A 19,211-nucleotide genomic window follows, 5' to 3' on the forward strand; every position below is an offset into this window, starting at 1 on the left:
AAACAGCATACCGTTTGGGAGGAAAAGAACATGATTGAGAAGCTGAAGATTGCCACATCTGAGGATGAGGCTTATTTTTATTCCGCCTCCATTGAGAAGGATACAGAACGCGGTTGTATTGGGCATGTGCGCGGTGATTTCGGCAAAGATGGGGAGGCATTCTGGGCGACTTGGTTCGAGCATATCTCTTCGTTGAAAACTCCTGATTTTCGGGAGGAGCTTGGAGCGGTCATTCAAGCGTTGACGGAACAGGGGCTGCTTCAAAACCGCAGTGGCATGCACGATTTTTGTATAAAACATCCAGAGGCCCGTCTACCAAACGCACGGCACAGCGATGTCTATGGCTTTTGTTTACAGACGGCAAAGCATCGTTACTATCTGCGATGCTTTCCGCGTGCCGACGACTATAACTTCTATTTATATTGCTTCGCCCGGCCGGAGCGAATGAATGAATTGTCGTCGCCCCTCCATTCCCCTTCATTGGCACCACTAAAGCAGAAGTCTGAACTGGAACGATAGGAGGACGCAAATCTATGAACGATCTCGCCCGTTACCGGCTGCTGGCCGGCGTATCGGTTCCGCCTGCGGCGAAGCTGCTGTACAGTTATTTGCTGGATCGTGCAGGCGGACGAAACGGCACGGTATTGCTTTCATCCAGACGGCTTGCGGCAGAGGTGGGTCTTTCCACTTCTGCTGTCCGTCGCAACCTGCATCGGCTTCAGCAAAACGGACTTATCCGGCTCACGACCCGATATTCCGAGGAAGGCATCCGTCTGACGAACCAAATTACCTTCGCATGAGGAGGTGCGCCCTTTGACAGCCAAGCTACAGCGAATCGCCGAGCTTGCCGCCAGTACGGCCCATGCGGTTTCGGATCACCCCGAGCGCTGGGCCGATTTTCTGCGGACGGCAGCCTGGAACTACAAGTATCCGTTTCAGGATCAACTTTTGATCTACGCGCAGCGTCCCGATGCTACGGCCTGTGCTTCAATTGAAATCTGGAACAAGCGGTTGAACCGTTGGGTAAAGCGCGGCGCAAAAGGCATCGCGTTGATCGAGGATCGGGGCAGTCATTTGGGGCTGCGTCATGTCTTCGATGTGTCGGACACGCAGAGCCGAAGCCGACAACCGATCTCCCTGTGGCGTATGGAGGAGCCAGATACGGAGGCCGTCATCGAAACGCTGGAAAATGCGTTTGGCAGTGAACGAGGGCCTGGTATGGAGTTGGTTGACACGCTGTTGTCCGCTGCCCGAAACGCGGTGGAGGATCATAGCGTCGATTACGTGCGGATGCTGCTGGCCGAACGCGACAACAGCCTGCTGGAAGAACTGGATGAGCCGCATGTGGAACTGTTGTTCAGGGAAGCCGCTCAACACGCGGTCACCTTTATGGCGCTGACACGCTGCGGTCTGGAACCCTCTCATTACATCAGCGTTGACGATCTGTCCGGCGTCGGTTATTTCAATTCACTCCCTGCGCTGTCTCATTTGGGCGCGGCGATCAGCGACGTAGCGGAAACGATGCTGCGCGAGATTGAATCCACCGTTCGGGCGATGCGCCGCGATGAGCAGCGAAAAAAAGAGCGACAGGCGAGTCGTACCGTTGCAAGGCCAGAATCCTTGCCGCAAAATGAAGCTAAATTACGCGAAAGGATGATTGAGCATGGAACTGACCTACACGCCGAACGGGGATTACCTGCTGCCCGACCTGACGTTGACCGAACCGATGAGCATCGGGAAATATGGGATGTTGCGCAAGACGTTTCTCAAGGAGGAACGGAGGGGAGCCTACGCCCACCTGATGCTGTCGGAGCAACTGACCCGGCATCTGGCGGACATCGACCGGACAGCGCGGGAGCAGATCGACCTGACGATGCAGGAACTGATCCGGCAGCACCCGGCCCCGGACAAGGCGACCGACCCGATGGGCTGGACGAGTCACATGAACAGCCTGAAACTACAGGCCGAGGAACTGATTCTCACGGAACTGATCTATCACTAAAATGGTACGACCGATCGACGGAAGACAGAAGTCTTCCGTTTTTTCATGACAAAGCGATCATCAACGATATGCTTCGCGCCGCGCCGCTTTCCGAGAGCAAGGCGGCTATCGAAGCCTTTTTTGATGTGAATAAGGAAGATCGGGAACGGACGCTGTATATACGCAGTCTGTTCCCTCCGGGAATTACGGAGTTAACGCTAGATGATGACATAAAGGCCGGTTTTGAGCCGTACCGCAACGTACTGCATCTTTGGACGGGATCGGCGGAGCAGCGGACGGCGCAGAGCTTTTACGATTGGTCGGTGATTGCCGGGCATTTCGCCAGCATGATGATCCTTAACGAGTTTGATCCTGCTCGTACGTCTGTGCCTTCTATTCAGCAGCAGACATTATGGATGAAGCAAGCGGAGGACGAAAAAGCCTCCGCTTTTTCACTTCCTCAAGCGGCCATCGACGCTGTTCTACAAGGTGGAAGTGGTTTTGAGAGCGGAAAGCTTCGCATCGCGCTATTTTTCCAACAGTCGTTATCGGCGCAGGAGAACGCTGATTTTCTGAAACGGGAATATGGCACTGGCGGGCGCCTCCCTGCGCTGATCGGCACCGATATTCATGAAAATCACGATAGTAAGGGAATTACGCTGACACGCGGTTCCATTATGAACCCAGATGTTCGGGTTGTGTTGCCGTGGATCAAGGTGCAAAAGCGAATCGGCGAGCTGCTGGCAGCGGGCCGCTATCTAAACCGCCAGGAAGAAGAACGAATGCCTGCCTATGCCGAGCAGCAGGAGGAGAAGCGCAGGCAGCGCGCGGCGGAAAAGACGGAACACAATCTGCCGCTATCGGAAGTGCAGCCGGATGAGTCGCAGCAAATACCCAACCGGGCTCGGGCGTACTATGCGTATACCGAGGGCAGCAAAGTTTTTATCAGTGCGGATGAATACGAAATTGCGCAGATGGGGCCGCGAAAGGTTGTACTGCAGGACGTTCAATTTCCGTTATTCATGCAGGAAATGAATCGCCGGGATTTCGAGCGCATGCTGCGCGAGAATCCGCTGAACGATCATCTGATTTCCGGCCAGCAGGAATCGGATTCGGAACACACGGAATGGGATACGGAACTGGTGGACGAACCGGAGCAAGCGGCACATGATGAAGGTGAGGGATTGACTCCCTCTCCTCCTTCCGCTGCCCCCGAGCTTCGGCATGAATCGACTCCGGTTAGCAACTACCGGATCATGGATAACGAATTGGGACATGGCGGCGCGAAAACCAAGTACAAATGGAATGTGGAAGCGATTCGGCTGCTCGGGCAACTGGAGAAGGATAACCGTCAGGCAGATGCGGACGAGCAGGCCGTGCTTGCCCGTTATGTGGGCTGGGGCGGGATTCCGCAAGCATTTGATGATGGGAATTCGCAATGGGAAACCGAATATGCGGAGCTGCGAGATTTGCTGGACTCGGAGGAATATGCGTCCGCTCGCGCTTCTACGCTGAACGCTCATTACACCTCTCCAACCGTCATTAAGGCGATGTACGAATGCCTGGAGAGGATGGGCTTTCGTAGCGGTAATATTTTGGAGCCGTCTTGCGGCATCGGCAATTTTTTCGGTCTATTGCCGGAGTCCTTTCAGGACGCTCGGCTGTTTGGCGTGGAGCTGGACAGCATCACCGGGCGCATCGCGCGGCAGCTTTACCCGCAAGTATCGATTGCTGTCAGCGGCTACGAGCGGACCAGCTTGCCGGAAAGTTTTTTTGACCTCGCGATTGGCAACGTCCCGTTCGGCAGCTACGGCGTGGCCGACAAAAAATACGATAAGCACAAGTTTTTGATTCATGATTACTTTTTTGCGAAGACGCTGGATAAGGTTCGTCCGGGCGGAATTGTCGCCTTCATTACGTCGAAAGGGACGATGGACAAACAAAACCCAACCGTCCGAAAATACATCGCGGAACGGGCCGCGCTGCTTGGCGCGGTGCGTCTGCCTAACAATGCGTTCCTGGCGAATGCCGGAACCGAGGTGACCGCCGACATTTTGTTTTTGCAAAAACGGGACCGTATGGTGGCCGTCAGCGAGCAAACGGAGGAATGGCTTTCGCTCGGCGTTACGGCAGGGGATGTGCCGGTGAACAGCTACTTTGCAGCCCGCCCCGATATGGTGCTTGGCACGATGGCCTTTGATGATCGGATGTACGGCAATCAACAGGAAACGACCTGCCGGCCCTTTCAGGATACGAATCTGAGTGAGATGCTTCGTGAAGCACTATCCAACATCCATGCCGAGTGGATCGACTTGGAACGGGAGGAACAGCTGGAGGAGGAGGAGGTCTCATTGCCTGCCGACCCGTCCGTTCGTAATTTTAGCTTTGCGCTGGTGGATGGTCGCATCTATTTTCGGGAAAACAGCCGGATGCGGTCGGTTGAAACATCAGCAACTGCGGCGGGTCGTATCAAGGGCATGATTCAGCTTCGGGACACGGTTCGCGAACTGATCGAATACCAAACCGAGGATTACAGCGACGAAGCGATAGGGGAGAAGCAGCGCAAGCTGGATACGCAATATGAACGGTTCACAGCGCAGTACGGCCTGATTAACAGTCGCGCCAATAGCCTTGCCTTTTCGGATGACAGCTCGTACTTCCTTCTCTGTTCGTTGGAAGTCATCGATGAGGAAGGACGGTTGCTGCGCAAGGCGGATATGTTCACGAAGCGTACCATTCGGCAACGCGCCAATATAAAACAGGTGGACACGGCTTCGGAGGCGCTGGCGGTTTCCATCGGTACGAAAGCTCGCGTCGATCTGCCGTATATGGCAGAGTTGACCGGACTCGCGCAGGAACGGCTTGTGCAGGAGCTTCGCGGCGTGATCTTCCCGAATCCTGAAAATATGGACGAAGAAGGACAACCGATATACGAAACAGCGGATGCGTATCTATCGGGCAATGTGCGTGAAAATCTGCGCGCTGCCAAACAGTTTGCGGCCTATGACGCCGAGCGGTACGCCGAAAATGTTAGAGCGCTGGAAGCCGTGCAGCCGAAGGACTTGGACGCTTCCGAGATTGATGTACGACTGGGCGCAACCTGGCTGCCGCCGGAAGTCATTCGGGCATTCATTTTCGAACTGGTGGATACGCCGTATATGTACCAAACCTCCATCAACGTGATGTATTCAGGCTACACAGCAGCCTGGAACGTCAAAGGCAAAAGCGATGATCGAAGTAACAATATTAAGTCAAATGTCACCTACGGTACGAATCGCATCAATGCGTACAAAATTCTCGAAGATACGCTGAATTTGCGGGATGTTCGGATATTCGATACGGCCGTTGAAAACGGTGTGGAAAAGCGGGTGCTGAACAAGCAGGAAACGGCTATCGCACAGCAAAAGCAGGAAGCCATGAAGGAAGCGTTTCGAGACTGGATATGGCACGATCCGCAGCGCCGGGAGCGGCTCACGCGACTGTACAATGATCGGTTCAATTCCATCCGTCCGCGCGAGTATGATGGGAGTCATATCCGCTTCACCGGGATGAACCCGGAAATCCGGTTGCGGCAGCATCAGGTCAATGCGGTTGCCCGAACGCTCTACGGCGGAAATTCCCTGTTCGCCCATTGCGTCGGCGCGGGCAAAACCTTTGCAATGACAGCCGCGGCGATGGAAAGCAAGCATTTGGGTCTGTGCAACAAAAGCATGCTGGTTGTTCCTAATCATCTGACCGAGCAATGGGCTGCGGAATTTTTGATGCTTTATCCGTCCGCGAACGTGCTGGTTGCCACCAAGAAGGATTTTGAAACGAAGAACCGGAAGACATTCTGCGCACGGATTGCCACCGGCGATTACGACGCGATCATCATCGGCCACTCGCAGTTTGAAAAAATTCCGATCTCGGCGGAGCGCCAGCGGCAGCAGCTTTACGAGCAAATATCCGAGATCACAAGCGGCATCCGCGAGCTAAAGGAAGCCAAGGGCGAGCGGTACGCCATCAAGCAGCTTGAGCGGACAAAGAAGACGCTGCAGGTCAAGCTGGAGAAGCTGAGCGACGCGAGCCGTAAGGATGATGTGGTCACCTTTGAGGAACTCGGCATCGATCGATTGTTCGTCGACGAAGCAGACTCGTATAAAAATCTGTTTCTTTATACGAAAATGCGCAACGTCGCCGGGCTGTCGCAAACCGAAGCGCAAAAGTCATCGGACATGTTTGCCAAGTGCCGCTATTTGGATGAATTAACCGAGGGACGGGGCATTATTTTTGCCACGGGTACGCCGATCTCCAACTCCATCACGGAGATGTACACGATGCAGCGCTACTTGCAATACGAGCGGCTCCGCGGGCAAGGCTTGCAGCACTTTGATTCGTGGGCGTCGACATTTGGCGAAACAGTTACCGCCATCGAATTGGCACCGGAAGGAACGGGCTATCGCGCGAAAACGCGGTTTGCCCGTTTTTATAATTTGCCGGAGCTGATGAACGTCTTTAAGGAAGTAGCGGACATTCAGACGGCGGATATGCTCCAGCTTCCGGTTCCAATCGCCCACTTCCACAACGTCGCTGTGCCGCCAAGCGAGTTCCAACGCGACATGGTCACCGATCTCGCCCGCCGCGCCGAACGGGTGCGAGCGAAGCAAGTGGAGCCGCACGAGGACAATATGTTGACGATCACCAATGACGGACGCAAATTGGCGCTCGATCAGCGGCTGGCCAATCCGATGCTCCCCGACGACGAAGGAAGCAAGGTCAGCGCTTGCGCGGACAACGTCTACCAGCATTGGACGGACAGTCTGAAAGAGCGGCTCACGCAACTGGTGTTCTGCGATCTATCTATTCCGAAACAGGATGGCACTTTCAGCGTGTACGACGAGCTGCGGCGTAAACTGATGGATAAGGGCATACCGCCTGAAGAAATTGCCTATATTCATGACGCTAATACGGAAGTTAAGAAGAAAGAACTATTCGCCAAAGTACGCAGTGGGCAGGTTCGGGTCCTGCTCGGATCGACATTCAAGATGGGGGCGGGTACGAACGTGCAAACGAAGCTGATTGCCCTTCACGACCTTGATTGCCCTTGGCGTCCGCGCGATTTGGAGCAGCGCAGCGGGCGCATTATCCGGCAGGGGAACCAGAACAGCGAGGTGCATATTTTTCGCTATGTGACCGAGAACACGTTCGACGCTTACCTTTATCAAACGCTGGAGAACAAACAGCGCTTTATTTCGCAAATCATGACCAGCAAATCGCCGGTTCGGTCAGCCGAAGATATTGACGAAACGGCTCTTTCCTATGCCGAGGTGAAGGCGCTAGCGACCGGCAATCCGTACATCAAAGAGAAAATGGACTTGGACATCCAGGTATCCAAGCTCAAGCTGCTCAAAGCCAACCATTTAAGCCAACGTTACGCGCTGGAGGATCGGCTGCTCAAAATGCTGCCGCAGCAAATCAAGTCTACGGAGGAACGCATTGTCGGGTATGAGCAGGACGTGGCCTTGTTCATGCGCGCCCAAGCGTCGGAAAAGGATAGCAGCGACGATTCCCGTTTTCCCGGTATGACCATCAAAGATTACACGTACTCGGAACGTGCTACTGCGGGCGTTGCCCTGCTGGAAGCCTGCAAAGGCATGACCTCTCCCGATCCGCAGGAAGCAGGCAGTTACATGGGCTTTTCCTTATGGCTATCGTTTGATAGCTTTGCAAAGGAATACAAGGTGACGCTGCGCGGCGCATTGGGCCATACGATTACGTTAGGACCGGATGCAGGCGGCAATATCACGCGAATAATCAATACATTGTCGGATTTGCCGAATAAGCTCGCCTATTGCCGTGACCAGCTCGCAACACTCAAGCAACAGATGGTAACGGCGAAGGAACAGATCGAGGCACCATTCAAGCAAGAACAGGAACTGCAAACGAAGTCCGCGCGGCTCGCGGAGTTAAATGTGCTGCTGAACATGGACAAACGGGAAAACGAAGCCGTGGACAGCGTGTCGGATGAGGAACCGGAAGCACCCGAACGGCGGGTTGCGGATCGAGAGCGATAACAGCAATGGAAAGGTATAAATCACATGACGAAATGGACTCCGGCTTTTGGGGTCCTTTTCGCATTTCTGGAGGAACGCACATGTTGTATACCATCCCAAGCGGCGGCGGATGCTTTTGCCCGATTCTACCGCCTATTTGTTACGGAACCGATCCGACCGAGGAGGGAGAAACCGTGCCGGAATTGGAATTGATATCCAAAGGGAAGAACGGATTTGGAGACACGTATTATTACATCCGTGATTCGAACGGGGTGACCAGTCAAGTCTATGAAAGCGAGTTAGACGCATTCATGAAAAAGAAAGGCGCTACAGAGTTGAGGGAAAGAAGAGCTTATCTGTATCCCAAAAAGAAGGGTAAGGCACGATGAACAAATGAAGCAGGATGAAAGAAAATCAGCCTTACAATTAAGAGACACGATTTTTAAAGCCCGTTGTGGCTAATTTACTTTTTTCGAGAGGAACTACGGCAATGAGCTATGTAAGCAAGGAACAAATCGAACGTGCAAAGCAATTGGACCTGCTCACCTATTTGCAATGTTTCGAGCCATACGAACTGGTGCGATGCTCGCGCAACGCCTATTCGACCCGCTCCCACGACAGCCTTAAAATCTCCAACGGTAAATGGTTCTGGTGGTCTAGTGGGATCGGCGGTCGTTCTGCGCTGGACTACCTCATTAAAGTAAGAGGCATGTCGTTTCCCGATGCGGTGCTGCAAATTGACGGTAATCCACCCGTTCACATGGATCCAGCTACTCCTGCCATCCAGCAGGATGGTTCAAATGCGCGACTGGAGCTTCCCGAACCGTATGAGAATTCGAATCGCGTCATCGCTTATCTCTCCAAACGCGGCATTTCCCGCGACGTAATTGATTTTTGTCTCAAAACGGGACGACTGTACGAAAGCCGAATGTACCACAACGCGATTTTTGTTGGGTTTGATTTGCAAGGCACTCCGCGCTATGCGGCGATTCGCGGGACAACCAAAACCCGATATATGGGCGAAGCGCCAGGCAGCGATAAACGGTATTCGTTCGCTATACCGGCCGATGATAACGGCACAGAGTTGCACTTGTTTGAAAGCGCGATTGACCTGTTATCGTACTGTACCCTTTCGGAAATCTCCGGGAAAGTCTGGCGACAATCGCATCAACTGTCGTTGGCCGGCATATACAGCCCAAAAGAAAACAAGGATGAGGGCATTGCCCCGGCTGCACTTACCAACTATTTGCAAAGCTATCCTGAAGTGGAGCACATGGTGCTTCACTTGGACAACGACGAACCGGGCCGTTCTGCGGCAGCAATGATTCAGCAATTACTCAGCCAAACCTACGAGATTTCCGATGAACCGCCAAACAGGAAAGACGTTAACGACGACCTGATGATTTATCGTAAACAGCGCGAGGAGCCAACTCGATAGCACCGCTCGGTACAATGGTAATCAGAGCAGTGTCGGGCGAAAATAGAGGTGGCTTCAAAATTCTAATTCCGAGGAGGTAAGGCATGAGCGAACAGGGAAAAAATGAGCAGGCCGAGGAAATTGAGAAAGCACTTTTGGAGGCAGAGGAAGAAGCGCGAAACGATCCGACACGTTTAGGTCATCAAACGGTGATGGATCGTGTACGCCGGGTAATAGGCAAGGAACGTTGATGGAAGCCAAATACCATTATGTTTCGCACGAAGACGCTGAGCGATCAGCGTCTTTTTGTCGTTTCGATACCCCTCCCCTTTTTCACGGCAGGTGCCTTCAGGGCGACGCGATCGTTACATCCAACCGGATGTAACGATCAGGACCGACAACCCCTATCATGTTGCGGATATCGACGAGTTGCAGGCCATCGCGGAAAGCATTCGGAAGCATGGCGTGATCTCGCCGCTTGTCGTGCGACCGCGGGATGGAGGAGGTTATGAAATCATATCCGGACACCGACGAAAGGCGGCTTGTGAAAAAGCGGGAATCGCTGCGGTCCCCGCCTTCATTCGTGAAATGGACCGAAACGCCGCGATTATCGCCCTGGTGGACAGCAATCTGCACCGCGAGCATGTGTTGCCGTCCGAAAAAGCATGGGCCTACAAGATGAAGCTAGATGCCATCAAACGGCAAGGGCAGCGCAACGATTTGGCCGATAGCGGAACTCCTGACCAACTCGGACAGAAGTCGCGGGAGCGCGTTGCCGTTGATGTAGGAACGAGCGCGACGCAGGTGCAGCGCTATATCCGGCTGACTGAATTGATTCCGCCGCTTCTGGAAATGGTGGACAGCGGCAAGGTGGCGTTCAGTCCTGCCGTGGAGCTGTCCTATCTGTCCGAAAAAGAACAGGAAGCCTTGCTGGAAACGATGGGTAGCGAGGAACGCACCCCTTCCCTTTCCCAAGCCCAGCGCATGAAAAAACTGAGGGCCAACGGCCTGCTCGACATGGACGCGATTTTCAAAATCATGATCGAGGAAAAACCGAGTCAACGGGAACAAATCAAGCTGCAAAAGGAAAGCATCAAGGACTATTTTCCGAAGGGCTATACGGCCCAGCAGATGGAACAGACCATATTGAAGCTGCTGGAGGAATGGAAGAAAAGGAGGGAACGGGGCCGCGAGAACAGCCGCTGACTTTTTCCCGGCTGGTATTTGGAGTAGTAGTACCAGCGAAGCTGACACCATCCGCAAAGTAGATGTAATTAAATGGGAGCAACAGCTACCGGATGAGAGGGAAGCTGCCACTTCCCCCAAGCGCAGACGGTCAGCGAGTGGGTCATTTTTAAGTTGGCGTTAGTGGGTCAATTTAAATCCGGCCTTGACATACGCAACAGTCTTGAATTTTTTTCCGTAAATCTAAGCTCCCAATTTCGCTTCAAATGATCCCCTCCGAGAAAAGTTACCTAAAATGGTCAAAATCGGTATACCAAAGCATACTTAATGAGACAATATGGGAATAAATGCTGCGAAGTTCTAATTCCCGAATCAAAGCTGGATCTTTATCGAAAGGAATTTCTGAAATGAGTAATTTGGGATGAAGATGAAGAAGATGGGGAATGTAATGGTACTGCTTCCATTTAGTATTTCACAGGGTAAGGTGAGTTGATGCCGAAAATTTCAGTTTTACAGTCATACATGATCATAATACTTTCTGTCGGTTTGCTGAACCACGTCATCATCATACCGTTACTGCTCGGTGCATCAGGGCGAGATGCCTGGCTTGTAGTACTTCTTGTTTTAATCGCTTCGCCAATTTGGATTGGCATTCTGAGCTATATCCTAAAAAACATGAACGGAATGCATGTTAGGGATTGGTTAAAGCAACAATTCGGAATGGTTCTCTCGGCAACCTTGATTGTCCTATACAGTGTACTTGTATGGCTTATGGGACTCATTTCCTTTAAGGACACTATAACATGGACAATTGCAACTTATATGCCTCAATCTCCAATGCTTGTTCTCGCAGGAACAACGCTTTTCGGATGCTTCTTCGCGGCATTTCAAGGGCTTCGCACCATTGCAATTTTAAGCGGGATATTGTTGCCTTTTGTTGTTATTCTGGGTGACCTTGTCATGTCTGCAAACTTTCAGTTTAAAGACTACACCATGCTTTTTCCTCTACTCGAAAATGGGATATCTCCGCTTTGGAAAGGCATTCCCTACGTAGCTGGGGGATTGTTGGAGTTGTCGTTGCTGATTTTGTTTCAGCACAAGTTAACGAAAAAACCAGGTTTCAAAAGTTTAATGCTTATTTGCATCATATTATCCGGGCTAACGATCGGCCCTTTGATGGGCTCGATTACCATGTACGGCCCTGATGAAGCGGCACACCAACGATACCCCGCTTTCGAACAATGGAGAATGGTTCGACTGGGCGAGTATGTGGAGCATGTTGATTTTTTCTCGATTTACCAGTGGTTATCCGGTATGTACATTCGAGTTTCCCTTTCCCTGTTACTCTTAAGCGAATTGTGGAAATTGCAAAAGTATAAGTGGTTGCCTATGTTTCTGGGCGCTTTATTCATGCTGGTTGCTACATTGTTGCCAATCAGCGATATGCTTTTTCAAGACCTGCTCAGCCGATATTACTTTCCTTCGTTTTGTGTCTTTACCATTGGGGTCATGTTCGTATATTTCGTGCGAATTTTAATCTCAACACGGAGTAAAAGGAGCAATTGAAGATGATAAAGGTTTTCAAAAATAAATGGGCAAAGGACATAAAATCGTCGACACAACAAGGGGCGCCTGATACACAACCGCTTAATGAACAAACACTTCTTCAACGTTTCCAGATGTGTCGTGATATAAAGCATCATGTTTACAAATTAAAAACTGGCGACGATCAATCAAGGATCGTTTTACTGTATTGCGATGGGTTATGTGACAACCAACAACTCATTCAGGATGTGGTGCTTCCTCACTTGACTCGGTTTTACGAAAATCACGGTTTTCAAAAGAACAAGGAAGTTCTTGAGTCGTGTCAATTACAGCTTGAGAGCATTTCCTTCGAGGAGTGGGGGCAGAAATCCGAAACGGACATTTTTGAGGGAAAACTGCTTTTGTTTATTCCGACACTAACTTCTTTGTTCTCCCTCGACATATCGAAAAAACCGGCACGCCAGCCCGAAGAATCCAATATCGAAGTCTCTATTCGCGGGCCGAAAGACGGTTTTGTTGAGGAACTCGGTGTCAATGTTGCGTTAATTCGGAAACGAATCAAGTCAACAAGCATGGTATACGAAACGAAAACAGTAGGTGTCCGGACAAAAACAACCATTGCAATTCTCTATATGCAAGACATTGTTGATCCGAAAATCGTCCAAGATATCAAGACTAAATTGGATCGCCTTCAAATTGACGGAGCATTCAGCGCCACTCAACTGGAAGAGTTAATGGAACCGGCCAAAGCTTTGTTTCCTTTGATGGGCTATACGGGAAGACCAGACTTTACCGTTAACTGCATGATGAATGGACGTGTAGCGCTGATTGTGGATGGTACACCGGCTGCATTGATCGCTCCGGCCAATTTGTTCCTGCTCCTGAAAACGCCAGAAGACATCCACTTTACTGCTTTGTCTGCTACGTTTGGACAATCGCTTCGTTTGCTTGGATTATCCGTATCACTTATGCTACCCGGTTTTTGGGTCGCAATTCTTGCGTATCATCAAGATCAACTACCCTATTACCTTCTTGCAACACTTGGCGTCAACCGGCTAGGTATTCCTCTTGGCGTGGCAGGGGAAATGTTTCTCGTGCTCATCTTTTTGGAAATATTGCGGGAAGCCGGTATTCGGTTGCCTTCAGCGGTAGGATCTACAGTTACGGTAGTGGGAGGGCTCATCTTAGGGGATGCGGCCATACGCGCAGGATTTTTATCCCCTAGCATTGTTGTCATAGGTGCAATTACGCAAGTGTTCGGTTCGACTTTATCCAACCAGTCACTGACTGGGACAATGAGCATTTTGCGCTTCTTCATGTTCGCTTTGTCTGCCATCTTGGGGATCTATGGTTTTTTACTTGCTTTGTTTATCGTGACAACTCATTTAGCCTCTTTGCGTTCATGCGGTTTGCCTTACCTGGCTCCGGTTTCGCCTCTATATGAAGACTTCGCCAATGCCTTGTTCCGATTACCATGGAGATGGCGGAAAACTCGGCCAGACATGCTAAATACTCAAGATTCTACAAGCCAAGGGGATAAGCAGAAATGAACGCATACAAATTTACCGCAGTTCTTCTGCTTCCCTTCTTTCTCACCGGATGTTGGAGCAGATACGAAGTGCAAAACATGAATTATGTAACTGCTGTTGGAATTGACTATGCGGATGGTCAATACATCATTTATGCGCAGTTGCTCGATTTCTCGACAGTGGCAAAACTGGAAGGACAACAGAAAGCGGAACAACCTCCGGTCTGGATCGGTAGAGGAAAAGGTATCTCATTTACAGAAGCAGCGAATGATTTATACAGCACTTCGCAACAAAGGTTAAACTGGGGACAAATCTCTGCAATCTTGTTTAGCGAAAGGTTATTGAAGGAACGAAAAGTCGGTGAAGTGTTGGAACTGATCGACCGATATCGTGAGATAAGGTACTTAGCTTGGGTGTTCAGTACGCGCGATCCCCTTGACGAGGTCTTAATTGCGACTCCATTTTTCAGATTATCGCCAAAAGCATCGATTCTACATAACCCCGAACAGAATTATCGGCAGCGTTCGATCCTCGCTCCGATCCGCCTGCAAAAATTTGTAATGGATTCAAACGAAAAGGCGAAGACAAGCTACATACCAGAATTATCTGTTCGAAAGGATCAATGGAAGGAAAATCAAAAACCGCATGAGCTGCTTAGATATTCAGGCATACAAATATACGATAAGGACAAATATTACGCACGCATGAGCCTCGAAGAAATAAAAGGATTGCCATGGCTGAATAAACACACAATCCGACTGCCCGTTGACTTGTTTTCCGATAACAAGCTTGTTGCAGTTCTCGTCGCAGAAAAACCCGAATATGACGTCAAACCAAGGGTTAAATATGACAAAGCATATTTCGATATTTCCGTTAAGGTGAAGGCCGGAGTAAATGAGCTACATGCAGACGTTACGGAGCAAGAACTCACGCAACTGGCTCAAAAAGAAATTGAGCATCAAATTAGGCAGACCTTTCAAACCGCGTTTGAAAAGAGAATAGATATTTATAATCTAGGGGAATCTCTTTTTCGCAGGAATCCGTATGCGTGGAAACGGATTGCATCTGGGACTGTACTAAACAAAGATTCCTTACGAACGATCAACGTTAACGTACAAATCGTGTACCCTGGCAGGTATAAACTTTCACCTTGATATTTGGTTGTGATTTACTTTGCGGGTGGTGTCAGCTTCGCTGGTACTGCCCCTATATGGGGCATTGGGCGACCGGTGCCCGTTTCATTTTAGTTATAACCTCCTTGACAAACTGCACCGGAGGGAACGGGCTATCGGGCGAAAACCCGGTTTGCCCGTTTTTATAATTTGCCGGAATTGATGAATGTGTTCAAAGAAGTGGCCGACATCCAGACGGCGGACATGCTCCAGCTTCCCGTGCCGAAAGCTCACTTCCACAATGTTGCCGTGCCGCCAAGCGACTTTCAACGCGACATGGTTGCGGATCTCGCCCGCCGCGCCGAACAGGTACGAGCGAAGCAAGTGGAGCCGCACGAGGACAATATGCTGACGATCACTAATGACGGACGCAAGCTGGCGCTTGATCAGCGGCTAGCCAATCCGATGCTCCCTGACGACGAAGGCAGCAAAGTCAGCGCCTGCGCGGACAATGTCTACCGGTATTGGTCGGACAGCAGGGAAGAGCGGCTAGCGCAACTGGTGTTCTGCGATCTATCCATCCCCAAGCAGGATGGTTCCTTCAACGTCTACGACGAGCTGCGGCGCAAGCTGATGGATAGAGGCGTGCCGACCGAGGAGATCGCCTATATTCACGACGCCAATACAGAGGTTAAGAAAAAGGAGTTGTTTGCGAAAGTACGCAGCGGTCAAGTTCGGGTACTGCTCGGATCGACGTTCAAGATGGGGACGGGTACGAACGTGCAAACGAAGCTAATTGCGCTGCATGATCTCGATTGTCCGTGGCGTCCAAGGGATGTCGGACGTGCTTTGCGGACAATGAAAATGTGGGAACACGTTCCTGGTCTCTTAGGTAACTACAGAACCGCTCAGATAGTCGAAAGCGGTAATGAAGGAAGGATAAGTGTCTCGTAGAGACCGAAATGAGGGTGTGATGCGTTTCTGGCGTGTACACCATCGTCAACAGCTGGTGGACGCACCTTCCGAGCACACTCATATAGCCCCTCTCGGGCCACTAACTCGCCTTAAGGCTGGGTAGCCAAGATTTTGGGAATTTTCCATTTTTTCCGCAACTATTCCCCCACAAAATGTGTCTATATATACAGAGCAGTTTTCTAGGTGAGCTTTGGAGGATCCTATCTGGAAAACGACTCGGTGCACTCCTTACTTTGCTAGGCAAAGTAAGCAACTCAGAGCCCATTTTACAAAATTATGATGCTTTGTACTTAGCGATGTCAGAGTAGCTCATTCGAAAAGGAGGTTTGACATATTAGGTTGGTAGTCATAGTGTTTATGAACTGTCACGATTTAATTTATTAAAGTTACATGAAGGAGGAGGAAGTAAAGTGAAGCGTCGCTCAATCAAAAAATGGAAAAGTCCGGGGTTATTGGCATTACTTTTTTTCGTATTCAGTTTCCTTATTCCTTACAATAATGCTTTTGCTAGTCCTACAATGCCACCGACAAGTCCAAGTTTTTACGGTTCTGCTAATACTACAACTTCATATAATGCAGGATGTAGTCTAGGTACTGATGACAAGAATTCCGGGTTTTCGGGATATAAATATGTCATCATCGCTTATGGTGCCCCACAGTATAATGGCACAAATTATGGAGCATCAATTTTTGGTTCGAGTTTTTATACAACTCGTCAAATTGCAGATGCTGTCGACCAATTTGCAAAAGGATATTATATCTGTACAGGTTCAAACACTGCAGCCAAAATCATTATTGGGGTAGGAACTAGTAACTCTAAAGCAACTTCAAATAACATTTTTACCCAAGGTAGTACGGTTGTTAAAAATCATGGCTCTGCTTGGAACGCGATGGTCACTCAAATTGCGTCGGAATTAAGTTCCAATGGCTGGTCGAGTCAAACATCTGTTCAAGGTGCGATAGATATCGAACCTAATTTTTATGGTGATAAAACTCTAACAAGAACTTGGGTAGATGGCTTTTCCGCTGCATTGTCCAATAATTTCGTGAATTTCGGTGCTGCAGATGGTTGTCCATCTTCTGGTACAGCAAGTTGTGATAATGGATGGACCGTGAGTGATATGTACTATGTTTCTTGGGGAAATGCAAAGGCATTAGCGTTCCCAGAAATTTATAGCACAACGGAATCCACGTTATCGAATGGGACAGTAACGGATACAAACGGAAAACAATGGTATAATATTTCTAAACAGGCCGTAATTTCAGGATCGTCAAGCATGTCATTTACCGGTGCGTTATCTCAATATACAGCTTGTAGTCAGGTAGGGGGATGTACCGGTACTAATGCTACTCCATTAAAAAGTTGGTGGTATTTATATAATGCCTTAAATGCCGATACGCAAACAGCAACTACACCAGTTTATTCATCAGACATAAGATGGATGTAAGAGGAGGACAGGTAAAATGAAAAGTCAAATGATAAAAATTGGTGTAGGTATTACGATAGCGGCAGCGATTGTCATCCCTTTATCAGTGAAATCTTTTGCAGGTAACAAACCAGATAAAATGGAACAATTTATTCAAGAATGGGAAGCAAAAGCTGCAAATGCACCTAAGGCTCCAAAAGGTGATCCAGCTGCAGCAAGGCCGGTATATCGCCCAGATCCATTACCGGATAAAGAAATTCCAATTACCGAGGTTTCTCAGGTTTCCGATGTTGATAAAAGTATTCGAATTACGACCGTCTACGCATATACCTCACCAGTAAATGAAGGTACGGAAGTACAGGTTGCATCTGGTAACTTTAGAAATTATGATAATAAAAAAGGCGATTTTGTAGACGATCTACAAGACGGTGTTATTACTATAACAACAACTGTAAATGGTCAACGTAAATATCAAGTTTTCCATTCCCCAGAGAAACATGGTATTCTTACAATGATTTCAGTAAATGACAAAAGATTTATTTCTGTATCAGCAAGTGATGGCAAACAATATGTTTTTGATCTAACAACGAATTCTTTCGATGATAAAAAATAACTCGAACTCAATAAAGCTCCGATGATTCTAACCAATCATTGGAGCTTTATGTTTAAATTAACGCAAAACGTAACACAATTGAGATGATTGCTGGGGTACTATACGAAATGAGGTTTGCCGTATTCCTTATGCAAATATGGCTATCTGTATGGGGCGAACCATACGGTTACCTCGAAAATAGGTGGCCTAATCAACTCCATGTGATTTTAGTGCAAGGAAGTCCTTGTTGGCTAAGAATACACAAATTGCTCAATACGGACGGATTTCATCTCGTTTTGTGCATTGAGCAAAGCGAAAGGAATGGCTATACCCATGAAAATCAAAATTACGGCTTTAGCTGCTGCACTAGTAATCGCTGGATGCTCAACTCATGGTAATGAGCGTCAGACCAATGATAACCAGACTGACGAGGGACAACAAAATGAGATGGGGTCAATCGTTGCAAAATCGCCTTCATGCGAAATACCACCTCAGACGATAGAATGGGCAGGGAAAAAATATGGCTTGAAAGAAAAAAATACATCCGCAGAGCCAGTAATGAAACTTGGTTATGTATCTTGTGAAGGAGGAAAATTTAAGAAAGATGGCGATAATTCCGGTACTTTAGTTGTTTATAATCACGGGGATCCTCGAACAAACCACGACCTGATTTTCGCAGGAAAATGGGGCCTTACTCTATACACAATGTCTCAACAATGATTAAGGCAAGCCGCGGGGGGAGGGGGCAAATTGAGTGTTACTCAACACAAACACAGCATGCTGCGAGGAATTGGGGCCTTAAATAAAGGGTCTTTTAAACAAACTATTTGGAATTAGAAGGCACGCTTTCGAAATAACTTGTGGGGAATATCAGAAGAACTTCACCCAAACGGATACAAAAACGCACCGCTCGGCGAGGGTGCGTTTCTTATATTTGCTTGCCAGTATCATTGAGCGTGAACATCCCTTCGAATGTCGCGTTGCAGGCTTTCGCGACCTGATGCAAGTCGTGTTCCGAGAGATTATCGCGCTTCAGCTTGGTGTTCACATTTTGCCTGGTTGTTTTCGGATCTATTCGATCAGCTAAATCGGCAACGGTCATTCCCCTTGCCGCGAGCAGCATTTTCACCTTGACGGCCATACTCATAGAATCACGCTCCCTTATGTCATCATAAAGGTTTTATTTTCCTAAAGCAAAGAAAATGTTGCTGCGTTGTGAACGGATCAAGCTATTTGACGTTTGCGATACGGGTGTCCTGTGTCGTAGCCAAGCCCTTCCCATTTTTTTCGGTTGGTGTTCCTTTGACAACGTGAGACTATGTCTCACGTTGTAGCAAGCACTGAATTTGGTCTCCCAAATTCGCTTGTTAGGGGCAAGCCCCTAATACCCCTATCTCAACAGCACACTGTTTTATC

General features: G+C 49.2%; 15 protein-coding genes. 14 read left to right on the forward strand and 1 reads right to left on the reverse strand.

Annotation, left to right across the window (positions count from 1 at the left end; translation table 11 throughout):
* Positions 1-30: 30 nt before the first annotated feature.
* The 14 genes from LKX83_RS03765 to LKX83_RS03840 all read left to right on the forward strand — a co-directional run bounded on the left by LKX83_RS03765 (position 31) and on the right by LKX83_RS03840 (position 18,515).
* Entirely contained in the window at positions 31-519 is a 489-nt protein-coding gene (locus LKX83_RS03765; RefSeq protein WP_227880847.1) for a hypothetical protein, read from the forward strand.
* 14 nt (positions 520-533) lie between these two features.
* Positions 534-800, forward strand: coding sequence for a helix-turn-helix domain-containing protein (locus LKX83_RS03770; RefSeq protein ID WP_227880848.1), 267 nt, complete (start codon positions 534-536; stop codon positions 798-800).
* A gap of 13 nt (positions 801-813) precedes the next feature.
* Entirely contained in the window at positions 814-8,034 is a 7,221-nt protein-coding gene (locus LKX83_RS34690) for a helicase-related protein (RefSeq protein WP_465249326.1), read from the forward strand.
* Between the two features lie 80 nt (positions 8,035-8,114).
* On the forward strand, positions 8,115-8,402 hold the full coding sequence (locus tag LKX83_RS03790; protein WP_153783373.1) for a hypothetical protein: 288 nt from the start codon (positions 8,115-8,117) through the stop codon (positions 8,400-8,402).
* 101 nt (positions 8,403-8,503) lie between these two features.
* Positions 8,504-9,451 (forward strand): DUF3991 and TOPRIM domain-containing protein, encoded by a 948-nt coding sequence (locus LKX83_RS03795; protein ID WP_227880851.1) that lies wholly within the window; start codon positions 8,504-8,506, stop codon positions 9,449-9,451.
* A gap of 83 nt (positions 9,452-9,534) precedes the next feature.
* Positions 9,535-9,681, forward strand: coding sequence for a hypothetical protein (locus tag LKX83_RS03800; RefSeq protein WP_153783375.1), 147 nt, complete (start codon positions 9,535-9,537; stop codon positions 9,679-9,681).
* 91 nt (positions 9,682-9,772) lie between these two features.
* Positions 9,773-10,636 (forward strand): ParB/RepB/Spo0J family partition protein, encoded by an 864-nt coding sequence (locus tag LKX83_RS03805; RefSeq protein ID WP_227881114.1) that lies wholly within the window; start codon positions 9,773-9,775, stop codon positions 10,634-10,636.
* A 471-nt stretch (positions 10,637-11,107) separates the two neighbouring features.
* Positions 11,108-12,181, forward strand: coding sequence for an endospore germination permease (locus tag LKX83_RS03810; protein WP_227881115.1), 1,074 nt, complete (start codon positions 11,108-11,110; stop codon positions 12,179-12,181).
* Positions 12,182-12,183: 2 nt separating this feature from the next.
* Complete coding sequence (locus tag LKX83_RS03815) at positions 12,184-13,710, forward strand: spore germination protein (RefSeq protein WP_227880852.1); 1,527 nt, start codon at positions 12,184-12,186, stop codon at positions 13,708-13,710.
* Positions 13,707-14,843, forward strand: a complete 1,137-nt coding sequence (locus LKX83_RS03820) for a Ger(x)C family spore germination protein (protein WP_227880853.1) — start codon at positions 13,707-13,709, stop codon at positions 14,841-14,843. The genes LKX83_RS03815 and LKX83_RS03820 overlap by 4 nt, the downstream gene beginning before the upstream one ends.
* A 186-nt stretch (positions 14,844-15,029) precedes the next feature.
* Positions 15,030-15,755, forward strand: a complete 726-nt coding sequence (locus tag LKX83_RS03825; protein WP_465249327.1) for a hypothetical protein — start codon at positions 15,030-15,032, stop codon at positions 15,753-15,755.
* A gap of 431 nt (positions 15,756-16,186) precedes the next feature.
* Positions 16,187-17,224 carry a hypothetical protein gene (locus tag LKX83_RS03830; RefSeq protein ID WP_153783364.1) on the forward strand — a complete coding sequence of 346 codons (1,038 nt, stop codon included), beginning with the start codon at positions 16,187-16,189 and terminating at the stop codon, positions 17,222-17,224.
* Positions 17,225-17,240: 16 nt separating this feature from the next.
* Positions 17,241-17,816 carry a hypothetical protein gene (locus LKX83_RS03835; RefSeq protein WP_153783365.1) on the forward strand — a complete coding sequence of 192 codons (576 nt, stop codon included), beginning with the start codon at positions 17,241-17,243 and terminating at the stop codon, positions 17,814-17,816.
* A gap of 312 nt (positions 17,817-18,128) precedes the next feature.
* Positions 18,129-18,515, forward strand: a complete 387-nt coding sequence (locus LKX83_RS03840; RefSeq protein WP_153783366.1) for a hypothetical protein — start codon at positions 18,129-18,131, stop codon at positions 18,513-18,515.
* Positions 18,516-18,723: 208 nt separating this feature from the next.
* Here the strand turns inward: LKX83_RS03840 and LKX83_RS03845 are convergent, their stop codons facing one another.
* Complete coding sequence (locus LKX83_RS03845) at positions 18,724-18,942, reverse strand: transcriptional regulator (protein ID WP_153783367.1); 219 nt, start codon at positions 18,940-18,942, stop codon at positions 18,724-18,726.
* Between the last annotated feature and the right edge of the window lie 269 nt (positions 18,943-19,211).

It is taken from the genome of Cohnella baijiui (assembly GCF_020731285.1).
Classification (GTDB): Bacteria; Bacillota; Bacilli; order Paenibacillales; family Paenibacillaceae; genus Cohnella.